Annotated in this window: 8 protein-coding genes and 1 pseudogene; 1 reads left to right on the top strand and 8 read right to left on the bottom strand. The window is 49.4% G+C overall.

Translation table 11 applies throughout. The features are described 5' to 3' along the window. Positions 1-8: 8 nt before the first annotated feature. The 3 genes from araA to QWJ34_RS08180 are packed head-to-tail and all read right to left on the bottom strand — an operon-like array spanning position 9 to position 3,805. A complete protein-coding gene (gene araA / locus QWJ34_RS08190; RefSeq protein WP_302726828.1) occupies positions 9-1,427 on the bottom strand; it encodes an L-arabinose isomerase in 1,419 nt (472 codons plus the stop codon). A 49-nt stretch (positions 1,428-1,476) separates the two neighbouring features. Next, positions 1,477-2,172, bottom strand: coding sequence for an L-ribulose-5-phosphate 4-epimerase (locus QWJ34_RS08185; RefSeq protein WP_302726826.1), 696 nt, complete (start codon positions 2,170-2,172; stop codon positions 1,477-1,479). Positions 2,173-2,203: 31 nt separating this feature from the next. Further along, complete coding sequence (locus QWJ34_RS08180; RefSeq protein WP_302726824.1) at positions 2,204-3,805, bottom strand: xylulokinase; 1,602 nt, start codon at positions 3,803-3,805, stop codon at positions 2,204-2,206. Between the two features lie 554 nt (positions 3,806-4,359). On the opposite strand from QWJ34_RS08180, the gene QWJ34_RS08175 reads away from it, so the two are divergent. Next, entirely contained in the window at positions 4,360-5,451 is a 1,092-nt protein-coding gene (locus tag QWJ34_RS08175; RefSeq protein WP_302726823.1) for a GntR family transcriptional regulator, read from the top strand. Between the two features lie 770 nt (positions 5,452-6,221). Here the strand turns inward: QWJ34_RS08175 and QWJ34_RS08170 are convergent. From QWJ34_RS08170 to QWJ34_RS08150, 5 genes and pseudogenes are all read right to left on the bottom strand, one after another. After that, a complete protein-coding gene (locus QWJ34_RS08170; RefSeq protein WP_302726821.1) occupies positions 6,222-7,841 on the bottom strand; it encodes an ORC-CDC6 family AAA ATPase in 1,620 nt (539 codons plus the stop codon). Position 7,842: 1 nt separating this feature from the next. Further along, positions 7,843-8,565 (bottom strand): hypothetical protein, encoded by a 723-nt coding sequence (locus QWJ34_RS08165; protein WP_302726820.1) that lies wholly within the window; start codon positions 8,563-8,565, stop codon positions 7,843-7,845. Positions 8,566-8,700: 135 nt separating this feature from the next. Next, a pseudogene (locus QWJ34_RS08160) lies at positions 8,701-8,961 on the bottom strand (ABC transporter ATP-binding protein); the annotation flags it as partial. A gap of 86 nt (positions 8,962-9,047) precedes the next feature. Continuing rightward, positions 9,048-10,838, bottom strand: coding sequence for an S-layer homology domain-containing protein (locus tag QWJ34_RS08155; RefSeq protein ID WP_302726819.1), 1,791 nt, complete (start codon positions 10,836-10,838; stop codon positions 9,048-9,050). 185 nt (positions 10,839-11,023) lie between these two features. Beyond that, positions 11,024-11,431 (bottom strand): VOC family protein, encoded by a 408-nt coding sequence (locus tag QWJ34_RS08150; RefSeq protein ID WP_302726817.1) that lies wholly within the window; start codon positions 11,429-11,431, stop codon positions 11,024-11,026. Between the last annotated feature and the right edge of the window lie 213 nt (positions 11,432-11,644).

Below are 11,644 nucleotides of genomic sequence, written 5' to 3'. Positions count from 1 at the left end.
CCAAAAGCTTATTTAATGACGACGTACTCCAGATTGACCAGCTTCGCGTAAGTCACGATCTGGTCGGTGGTCAGGTTCAGCGATACGACGGTATGGTGGCCGCCGCCGTTCTCGATCCAGGCTTTGACGCCGTCCTGGAAGTTCGGCTTCACCGTCCACAGCACGCGCGCGACCGGAAGGTTCGGAGCCGGTTCGGTCGGTTCGAACGCGGTCACTTCGTTGATCAGCAGCTTGTAGTGCGTGCCGCGGTCCATCATGGACACGACGACGCCGTCGCCGGCTTTACCGTCGAACACCAGGCGGGCCGGATCTTCTTTGCCGCCGATACCGAGCGGGGACACGACGACTTTCGGCTTGCTGCTCGCCAGCGACGGATCGACTTCCAGCATATGCGATTGGAGAATCGCTTCCCGGCCGGCCGCCATTTCATACGTGTAATCTTCCATGAAGCCCGTATTCTCGTTGTGGCTCATGATCTTCATCAGACGGTCGAGCGCCGCCGTTTTCCAATCGCCTTCGCCGGCGAAGCCGTAGCCCTGCGCCATCAGGCGCTGAACGGCCAGGCCCGGAAGCTGCTTCATGCCGTGCAGGTCTTCGAAGTTCGACGTGAAGGCGGTATAGCCTTTCTCGTCCAGGAAACGCTTGAGCGCGATCTCGTAGCTCGCCTGGATGCGGACGCTCGCTTCCCAGTCTTCTTTGCTGTTGGTGCCGTAATCGAACTCGTACAGATCGGCGTATTCGGCCATCAGCTTGTCGATCTCCTGCTCCGTCACGGCGTTCACGACTTCGACCAGGTCGCCGATGCCGTAATAATCCACCGTCCAGCCGAACTGGATCTGCGCTTCGACTTTGTCGCCTTCGGTGACGCCCACGTTGCGCATATTGTCGCCGAAGCGGGCGACTTTGATGCCAAAGCTTTCGTTATACGCAGCCGCGACGTCCATCCAGTCCGCGATCTGCTTCTGTACTTCCGGACGCTTCCAGTACCCGACGACGACTTTGTTCTGCTTGTTCAACCGGGCGTTGATAAAGCCGTATTCGCGGTCGCCGTGCGCGGCCTGGTTCAGGTTCATAAAGTCCATGTCGATCGTCGCCCATGGAATACTCTCATTATACTGCGTCGCCAGATGCAGCAAAGGCTTTTGCAGCAGCTTCGTGCCGCGAATCCACATCTTGGCCGGCGAGAACGTGTGCATCCAGGTGATAATTCCGGCGACTTCGTCGCGGTAGTTCACTTCTTTCATGATTTCGGTAATTTTGTCCGCGCTGACGGCCAGGTCCTGAAGCACGAGCGGATAAGGCAGCACGCCGCTGCTGTTGAGCGCGTCGGTCATTTCCTGAGCATGGGCTTTGACTTCGGCCAGCGCTTCTTCCCCGTACAAATGCTGCGAACCCACGACGAACCAAAACTGTTTATCTGCTGTCATCTTCATCATCCTCTTTTCATAAATGGTTGAGCTTCGCTTCGAATCGAAATTACTTCTGCCCGTAGTAAGCGTCTTTCCCGTGCTTGCGCAGATAGTGCTTGTCGAGAATGCCCTGGGGCAGCTCTTTGGCAAAATGGTTCAGCTGGCGCGCGTACAGATTCATTTTGCACACTTCTTCCAGTACGACGCTGTTCACGACCGCCGACTTGACGTCTTTGCCCCAGGTAAACGGCGCATGTCCTTGAAGCAGCACGGCCGGGATCTCCATTACGTCCACGCCGAGCTTGTCGAACGTCTCGATAATCACGCGTCCCGTCTCCGCTTCGTACCCGCGATCCACTTCTTCCTGGGTCAGGAATCTCGCGCACGGCACGGCCCCGTAGAAGGTGTCGGCGTGCGTGGTGCCCATCACCGGAACGTCCAGTCCCGCCTGCGCCCAGATGGTCGCCCAATTCGAGTGCGTATGCACGATGCCGCCGATCTGCGGATAATGCTTGTACAGCACGGCGTGGGTCGGGGTATCGGACGAAGGACGCATGTCGCCTTCGACCACGCTGCCGTCCAGATCCACGACGACCATGTCGCTCGGCTTCATTTGCTCGTAATCCACGCCGCTCGGCTTAATGACGAACAATCCGCTTTCCCGGTCGACCGCGCTCGCGTTGCCCCAGGTGAACTTCACCAGGCCGTGCTTCGGCAGTTCCAGGTTCGCTTCGTACACTTCTTGTTTCAGCTGTTCCAGCATTGCATTCACTCCTGTTCGATTTCGGATGGTTCTATTTCAGATGATCCACAGCCGCCTGCTCGATCGCAAGGCCGGCTTGATAGCGCTCGATAAACACGCGGAATCCTTCGACATCTTTGGCGTCCGGCGCAAGTTCTTCTCCTTCTACGTCTCGGAACACTTTGCCGCCGAGGAACCGTTCCAGGCTTTCTTCCCGTTCCTTGTTCGTCATGTAGGACGCCAGCAGCGCCATGCCCCAGGCCCCGCCTTCGCCGGCCGTGGACATGACCGAGATCGGTACGTTCAGCGCGGCGGCCAGAGCTTTTTGCCCGACGACCGGAGTCTTGAACAAACCGCCGTGGCCCAACAGACTGTCGATCGCCACCTGCTCGTTCTCGGTCAGGATATCCATGCCGAGCTTGAGCGCGCCGAAAGCGCTGAACAGATGCGCGCGCATAAAGTTGGCGAGGTTGAAATGGCTTTCCGGCGAACGGACGAACAGCGGTCTTCCCTGCTCAAGCCCCGTGATATTCTCGCCCGACAGGTAGCCGTAGCTCAGCAGCCCGCCGGCGTCCGGGTCGGCTTCGAGAGCTTTGCTCAGCAGCACGCCGAACAGTTTGCCGGAATCGGCGCCGAAGCCCATCGCTTCGGAGAATTCGCGGAACAACCCTACCCAGGCGTTGAGATCGCTGGAGCAGTTGTTGGCGTGCACCATGCCGACCGGACTGCCGTCCGGCGTCGTCACCATATCGATCTCGGGGTACAGCCTGGACAGTTCTTTTTCCAACACGATCATCGCGAACACGGACGTGCCCACGGAAACGTTGCCGGTACGCTTCTTGACGCTGTTCGTCGCCACCATGCCGGTTCCGGCGTCGCCTTCCGGCGGGCACAGCGGAATGCCGGGCCGCAGATCGCCTTCGGGATCGAGCAGGGCCGCTCCGTCTTCGGTCAGCGCGCCGGCCTGTTCGCCCGCGAGATACACTTTCGGAAGAAGGCTCTCCAGCTTCCACGGATAGTTCTTGTCTGCGATCCGCTCGTCGAACTGCCGCATCATCGCCGGGTGGTAGCTGTGCGAAGATTCTTCGATCGGGAACATGCCGGAAGCGTCGCCGATGCCGATCGCCTGCTCGCCGGTCAGCAGCCAGTGGATATAGCCCGCCAGCGTCGTCACATGGCCGATATTCGGCACATGCTCTTCGCCGCTCAGGATCGCCTGGTACAAATGGGCGATACTCCAGCGCTCGGGGATATTGAATTGGAACAGGTCCGTCAATGCTTTCGCCGCATTTCCGGTCGTCGCGTTGCGCCAGGTGCGGAACGGCACCAGCAGCCCGCCTTCCCGGTCGAACGCCATATAACCGTGCATCATGGCCGAGAAGCCGATCGAACCGACGGTTTGCAGCGTAACGCTGTATTTCTGCTGAACTTCCTGCTTCATTTCGCGGTAAGCGGCCTGGAGACCCTTGATAATCTCTTCGCGGTCGTACGTCCAGTATCCGTCCTTCAGCCGGTTCTCCCACTCGTAGCTGCCCGAAGCGATCGTCTCGAACTTCCGGTCGATCAGGACGGCTTTGATCCGGGTCGAGCCGAATTCGATGCCGAGCGACGTGTCTGCGCCGGCAATCGCTTCTTTCCATTGGGTATGACTCATGTTTGCAGAACTCCCCTTTCCGTTTACAGGCTGTATGGCGATCCCTTCGCGCCGCGCGCGGCTGCCGATCCCGTCGTCGGCCAGGCGCGTCTTCGCCGGGTTTTGCTCAAAAGAATACGGTTTCAACAATGAACAGTTTTAGTATATTTTTTGTACGTACATTTGTCAATAAAGTTCGGTAGTTATACTAACATTAAGATCCTGTTCGGTAGAGAAGCTGGGGGAGCTGCGGGAGGGGTTGGTTTCAGTCGCGTGTTGACTTGGGGAAGCCGGATTAGATTTGAATAAGGGAGCTTCCCCAAGTCAAAGGCGAACACTTCGTTCTTCCACTCAACCCCTCCCTCCGCTTGGACGCTTCTTCTACCTGCTTAAGACCTTAAAGTGTAGGATAACTACCTTTGGGGAGGGAAGGAGAAGGAATGGGCCCCGTATGTGTAATCGGCTTCCTATAAACCTTTTAAGCGTACATCTTTCAGGCTCGTTGGCTAATTAGTTGATTCGTGATAAGATGTGTACGTACAACTTTTGAGTGAATGATGAAAGAAGTGAATCCGATGAAGCCCAAATATAAAGTGATTATCGAAGATATCAAGAGCCATATTCTCACGGGAACGTATAAGGCGGGCGAGAAGATTCCTTCGGAATTCGCTTTGCAGGAAAGTTACGATGTAAGCCGGCAGACGGTGAGAAAAGCGCTGCTGGAGCTGTCGAACGAAGGCTTCCTGCGCAGCGAAAGAGGGTCGGGCACGTATGTGAGCAGCCAGTACCGGTCGAAATCGGGGGCGAAGTCTTCGAATAAAACGATCGGGGTCATCACGACGTACATCTCCGACTACATTTTTCCTTCCATCATCCGCGGGATCGAAAGCCGGTTGAACGAAGACAACTACTCGCTGCTGCTCGCCAGCACCAACAACGATATCGCCCAGGAACGCAAAGCGCTGGAGATGATGCTTTCGTACGGGGTGGACGGGCTGATCGTGGAACCGACCCGCAGCAACGTCTACAATCCGAATATCGCGTATTATTTATCGTTTAAAGAGCAGGATGTCCCTTTTACGATGATTAACGCTTATTACGAAGAGCTGGAAGTCCCCTTCTTCTGTCTGGACGATGTGCAGTCGAGCTATCTCGCCACGCGCGAGCTGATTGGCAAAGGGCATACGCAGATCGGGATCATCGCGAAAATGGACGATTTGCAGGGGAAGTTTCGGATGAAAGGGTTCATTAAAGCGCTGGGCGAAGACAAGCTGCGGTTCCGGCACGAGCATGTCCTGTCGTTCGATACGGACAGCAAGCCGGACCTGTATGCTAGCCTGGAAGCGTATCTGACCGAGCACCGGGACGAACTGACGGCGCTGGTGTGCTACAACGACGAGGTCGGGCTGGAAGTGGTCAACGTATGCAAAAAGCTAGGAATTTCGATTCCGGATGAACTGTCGATCGTAGGCCAGGACAACTCGTATATGGCGAAAAACGCGAATATTCAGTTGACGACGCTGACGCACCCGCAGGAACAGATGGGCCGCGACGCGGCGGACTGGGTCATTAAGAGTTTGCAGGGGAAAAAGGATCTGCCGGAGAAAAATTATTATCAGCCGGTGCTGGTGAAGGGCGAGACGGTTCGAGTGGTTGAGGTGGAATAGGTGTCAGGAAAATTCTATTTGCTAAAAATGCCAGTGTTGCAGGGAATCTTCTGACTTTTCCGCTGTGTGAATATTCTTCCGAAAGGTAAATATTAGGAAATATTACCGAATCCTCTTCGCATAATGCTATATGAAAATGACCGGAGGTTATCGTAAGAATAAGCGGTTCTTTAAGCTCAAGCGTTACCGCTTCATCTTCAAGTTTGCGTACAAATAATATAGGAGGGTCGTGATCGTTCACGCTTTACCGACTGTGACAGCAACGCCGTCTCAAGTAGAATTACTGCTAATAGTACGAATCCAGAATATTGCGAATTACCTTCGAACGGGATTGATTGTGTTCCTTGCATTCGGCTTCGCTCTTTTCTGATATTTCTTCTGTCAGACTTAGCGATACTTTCTTAGTCGCTTCAATGCTTTTTTCTGCTGGTCCCTTTGCGGATACTATCTTTTGTGGATCGAGGACTACCCGACTTTGTTTACTTAAAGATATTTATTTTGATAGGATTATTTTCATTTCCTAAATTTAAAATTTCTATTTTGATTAAAGACACTCTATTCAATCTAGAATAATTTTAGTTTGCTCATAGGTGGAGAGGAGAGTAAAGTTTAGGTTTGTTGTATCAAGAGCAACTGCACTAGGTTAATGTAAATGTAACAAGCCATTTCAAATCATAAAAAATCAAAAAAAAGAACCCTACTTTGGAAAAATAAGGGTTCCCAATTCTGTGATAGTGCTTAAAATAAGATATCAAACGCTCAAAAATAAATCAGCCAGAGAGGTATTCGTAAACTGCGGTTACAGCTGCATTTCTGATACGCCTTGCTTTCTTTTCACCAATATAATGAGCTTCTTGTAACTTGCCCTCTGAAGCTTTTAAAATTTCACCAACGGTATAAATATTTATAGACTGTAACTTTTCTCTTTGCCAAGGAGTTAGGTCTAGTACTTCTATATCCTTACTTAGTAATTGTTTAAGCATAGTAGACATATCTGGTTCAGTGAATGTTGGCATTGCTTCCAACAGTGTTTCGTAAAATCGATAATTTATTCCGTATTCGGTCATTCTTTTAGGAGTAATCGATTTTGCAATTTCAAAACCTGTGGATGTGGGTGTTGCTTCTAATGCCATCAAGCATCCTAAGTTAGTAGAGTACCTTGTTCCAATTTCAGCTCTAGTCGCTCTAATACCAGAAGCATGCTCAAATACAATCCCTGTATATTCTAACAATCTTAAAGCTTCCTTTATAGCTTGTGGGATATCTCTATGCATCCAAAAATAACACGTTGTTTTTTTGTCTTCTGATAAATATTGAGAGTTTTTCTTATTAAGTTCAGGTAAAACTTCTATTTCAACAAATTTCCTACCCCAGTCAATAATTTCACGATGTCCCGTATATTTTAGAGCCAGTCCTGAATGTTCAGCCCAAACATCATTTCGATAGTATTCTCTAATAACAGAGTTAACTTCGTCTCCTCTCAAACCAGGCGCTTGCATTACAGTTTTTAAAAGATGTCGAGGATTCCCACTAGCTGCATAGGCAAGAATAGAGAAATTTTGGCCTCTTTGTATTATGTTCCTTATAAGAGTGCTATCACCAGTGGCTTGTTTGCTAACAATATCTCTCATAGCACTAACGTAAGAACTATCTTGCACATCTCTATGAAGTGAAAGAATAGTTGCATCATGAATTGGTTGGAAGGTGTCCCCATAAACTGTTACACCAGGATAAACTGCAGCATTACAAGTAATATATGGGCTTCTTAAATCTCTAAAAAGAGTGAAAAATTGTCTTTGTTGCTCAGGCCATAATACATGGGCTGCTTCATCAATGAATATTACTAAACGTCTTATACTTGTTGCTAGACAAATATCTTCAATTGCATCTAAAAAATGATCTATCGTAGGTATGCCACTTGTATCTACTTCTACTCCCGGTTCTTGCCAAGAAGACTCAAATAAATCAGCGATTTCTTCGATTTTGGTTTTTAAAGATAAGGTACTTGGCTGTGTACCGCCCGCCAATATAGCTAAACTTGCTGGAGTTGATGTAATTCCGCCATTATTCCTTAAAGCACGAAGTATTTCATTACATAGTCGAGCCATCATCCATAAATGAAATTGCGCTTGATTACTAGTTTGTATTAATGAGCTTTTTCTGAAAGTAAGATAAACAGGCAGTATCTTATCTTGCTCAAAGTTGCCTAATAATTCTTTTTGAGCCATTCTGAAGAGAAAGGATTTTCCCATACCTCTACTTCCCACTAATACAATTGGATTCACAGCTTTTAACTGATTGATGATCTGTCGATCTTGCTTCGTTTCAACGAAGTAATCACTTATTTCTTCTAATCTTATTTCTTCTGTTCTATAAAAGAACTCGCTCAATTTAACCCTCTCCTCTATCTGACAAGAAATAATTTTGAATATATTTTAAATTTCCTAAATACTGACTTATCATTGCCTCTAATTTATATAGTCCTATTGACGAAACTTCATTTAAATATCTAGCACATAAGCAAAAGGTAATCACAACTCTTATAGACTCAGCTTTATCATGCCATTCTAAGAATAATTCTTCATTAAATTCTAGTGAACTAGGTAAATAGATTTGAGTACGATAATTACCATGAGTAAATTCAGAACATTCTCTATAAACTTCTTGTGCTAAAATTCTATAACCATCCGAAGCTTCTAAAAATCCTTCTCCAAAGCAGGTAATAAAGTCATTAGAGAATATCCCAGATTCCTTATCAATTACTTTATTCCAAAAAACATCTTCTTTTCCTATCATCCATAGTTTTAGTTTTAGTTCATTTACTGAAAAGTATACTCCTGCTAAACAATGCTCTAAAAAAAATCTTAGTGAGTTGAAGGCTTGTCTATATTGTCCTTGAGCTACTGCTATCAAACCATGATGATATTCAAGAAAAGCCACTTTAAACATTTTATTTTCTGACCTTGTTTCAAGTAGATTCATCCACTTATCTAAATCTTCAAGAAATGCATGACTATGAGCTTGTAAGGACTTCGTATCAAAATCAGAAGTTTTATTGATGATTTCATTGAAATTACGGTTAACACTTAAATAATACTCAAATGTCGAATCCATGTAATTCACCCCTAAATACTATTAAGTTTAATTACATAATTATAATACTTTTTATACGATGAAAAGAAAATACTTTTTCGTTGCCTTTGCTTAAGCTACTATTCTACTTTGACCGGATAACGATCCGATTTTCTACTCAAGGATTTCACCTTCGAAGCTATAGTTCGCCATATGGGCCCGGATCCCGTCGTACGTCTTGAACCCGGCGTCGATGAATTCGTTCAGGATCGTATTGGAATCGGTGAGCGTTTCGCCTTGAAGCTGCGATAAATAAGTGACTTTCACATCCGCGTTGATTGCGATGGAATCACGGTTATTTGGGAAGATATTGCGGAGCAAAGTCGTCTTCCCTTTCCCGTTAGGGCCTATGATCGCGACTTTATCCGTCGAAGGAAGAAAGCTGCCATGAAAATCTATCCGTATCCTACGGCAAATAGAGGACTCCCGGATCGGGAGTCCTCTACAAATACGAGCAGCTTATCTCAGTTCAGCGAGTCCAATGCGGTCTTTAACTGCGGGTTGAATTCCAGCACATTCAAGATGATTTGCACGGCTTCCGCGCGCGTGGCGCCGTTCTTCGGATAGAAGTTCCCGGTTCCGTTCCCGTTAAAGATCCCGGCCTGCGCTCCCGCTGTGATCTCGGCTGCCGCATAAGCACGATCCAGGTCGTTAAAACGGCCTTTTTCTTCGTCCTTCGCTGCGTGATCCAGATTGACAATGCGCGACAACATGACCATCATTTCTTCACGTGTAATCGTTTGATTCGGCTTGAAACGGTCGTCCGTATACCCCTTGATTACTCCTGTCGATACAAGATTCTTGATATCTTCTTTCGCCCAGTGGCCTTCGATATCTTTCGGCATCGTACTTGTATTCCCGCCTTGGATATTGAACGTGCGATTCAGAATCGCCGCAAATTCGGCGCGAGTGATAAAATGGTTCGGCCTGAACGTTCCGTCTTTGTAGCCGTTAACCAGCTGCAATTGGATAAACGTACGGATCGGCTGTTCGGCCCAGTGTCCCTGCGTGTCCGCGAAATCGATTGCAGCGTCGGTTTCCTTCGCCGCCGCCACAAGAGATACGATTTTCTTGACCAAATCGTCTGTATTCACAATACCTGTCTTGAATAGATCGGCTGCTGGTTCCGGCAGTGCCGGCGCTGCCGGCGTTACTGCCGGTGGCGTTACTGCCGGCGGCGCTACTGCCGATGGTGCCGGGTTTGTTATAACCGGTGTCTCTACGGGCACAGAAGGCGCCGGCCGCACCGGAGCCGGCGCTCCAAATTCGGGCCGGGGAAGCGTCAGCGGCGGGACCGTCCGACTCGTCGCCGGCGTCAACCCCGCAGCATCGAACGACAGCTGCACGCCCGTCAGCCCCGCCGCATTTTTTGCTCCAAGATCGGCAAAGGTTACGACGCCTGCGTTCGCTGTTACCGATGTGGTTCCGGTCAGCGTCCAGGCGCCGGCATCTTTTTTCGATGCCGTTACTACGGTGCTGTTATCGCCCGTGCTTGTATTCCCGTAAGCGTCGCGCAGCGTAATCACAGGCTGCCGTGCGAACGCACTCCCGTTGACGGTGGGAGCCGCAAGATCGGTCTTCAGTTCCATAGAAGCCGCTTTTCCCGCGGTAGACGTGATCTTGAGCGCGTTTGTTGCCGGCGTCGCTACGCTTTCCACGCTCAGCGCAAGGGTTTGCTCCGCCGCTTTGTTCAGTGTCAGGTTCACTTCGGCCACACCGTTTACAAACATCGCACTGACCGTATTCGGACCTTCGGTCAAATCGATTCCGCCCAAGCTGCCGTACGATCCGTCCGGTGCGGCGGCATAACCGGAGATCGTCACGTGGCGCGCCCCGTTGAACGTTGTATCCGCGATGTCCGTCGAATCCTTCACCGTCAGCGTGATCTCATTATCCGCTCCGACTCCCACGATCAATGAGGCGGCCACGGCACTCGCCGTATACATAGGTTCCGGCCCATTTTTCACAATCAGCTGCAACGTCGATTCTTTTTGAATATTATAATCGGACAGAGTGCGCTCATTCTCCAACTCTTTACCTTCAAATACCAACTGCATGTCTTCCGGGGCTATTCCTTTTTTATCCTGTATTTTTGCTTTTACATTTTCGATCGAATCGCTTGCTTCTACGTCTAGAGTAATCGTTTCATTTATGGATATTTCAACGGAGATTTGCATGGCAAAAGCATACTGCGGGAGCGAAAATAGCAAAACGACCATTAACAACAGGCTGGTGTAATGTTTCTTTGTTCTCATGGGGTTATCCTCTCGCCGATAGTTGTATGGATTGCTTTCTTCATACTTTATCGTCCGGGAGAGTCCCGCTTATGAGTTACGGGGAACGAAATTGAGCGAAAAAGTGATACTTTTGAAAAACAAAAAAAGCGAGAAAAGCTTATCGCTTGTCTCGCTTGTCTCGCTTACCTACTCAATAGAAGGAGTTATCGGGATCTGCGGCTGAACCGCTGAATCGCTTCTTCCGTTACCGGCGTAAACAGATTCACCAGATTGCCGTCCGGATCGCGCAGCAGCAGGGAGCGGTTGCCCCACGGCATCGTGGTCGGTTCTTGTACCCAGCTCTCGACAAACGGCTTCAAGCGCGCATATTCGGCCTCGACGTCTTCGACAAAAAATTCGATGATGACGGTACGGTTGCTCGCCGCTTCTACGGAATCGGATCCGAACAAGCGCGCCGTCTGGGCATGAGCGATCGCAAGCGTGCAGGACGGCAAAACGAATTCGGCGAATACAGGCGCGGGCCGCTCTGCTGTAACCCCGGTGACCTGCTCGTAAAACTGCACAAGCCGATCTACGTCGTTCGTGATGATGCGTATCGAAGCGAAATTCATAAAGATCATCCTTTCTGAATGGGAAGCTGGATCGTGATATTCGTATGATAAAAAAACGTTACTGACAGCATTATGTCAGTAACGTTCCAGTACCTTGTCAACGCTAAAGGTAAGGTTATGCTCCCCTGAATCGCACCTAAAGCGTGTGCGTTTCAGGCGAACATAAACCACTGATTAAGAGTTGACAAGGTACTAGAAAGATAAAATGGCCCA

This window comes from Saccharibacillus sp. CPCC 101409 (genome assembly GCF_030518235.1).
GTDB lineage: Bacteria > Bacillota > Bacilli > Paenibacillales > Paenibacillaceae > Saccharibacillus.
The sequence above is the reverse complement of the archived record's forward strand: the minus strand, read 5'-3'. Positions and strand labels throughout refer to the sequence as shown.

Excerpts from the sequence above, each read along its gene's own strand:
- QWJ34_RS08165 (WP_302726820.1), bottom strand. The coding sequence starts at position 8,565 with ATGGATTCGACATTTGAGTATTATTTAAGTGTTAACCGTAATTTCAAT.
- QWJ34_RS08175 (WP_302726823.1), top strand. The coding sequence starts at position 4,360 with ATGAAGCCCAAATATAAAGTGATTATCGAAGATATCAAGAGCCATATT.
- QWJ34_RS08150 (WP_302726817.1), bottom strand. The coding sequence starts at position 11,431 with ATGAATTTCGCTTCGATACGCATCATCACGAACGACGTAGATCGGCTT.
- QWJ34_RS08180 (WP_302726824.1), bottom strand. The coding sequence starts at position 3,805 with ATGAGTCATACCCAATGGAAAGAAGCGATTGCCGGCGCAGACACGTCG.
- QWJ34_RS08155 (WP_302726819.1), bottom strand. The coding sequence starts at position 10,838 with ATGAGAACAAAGAAACATTACACCAGCCTGTTGTTAATGGTCGTTTTG.
- QWJ34_RS08185 (WP_302726826.1), bottom strand. The coding sequence starts at position 2,172 with ATGCTGGAACAGCTGAAACAAGAAGTGTACGAAGCGAACCTGGAACTG.
- araA (WP_302726828.1), bottom strand. The coding sequence starts at position 1,427 with ATGACAGCAGATAAACAGTTTTGGTTCGTCGTGGGTTCGCAGCATTTG.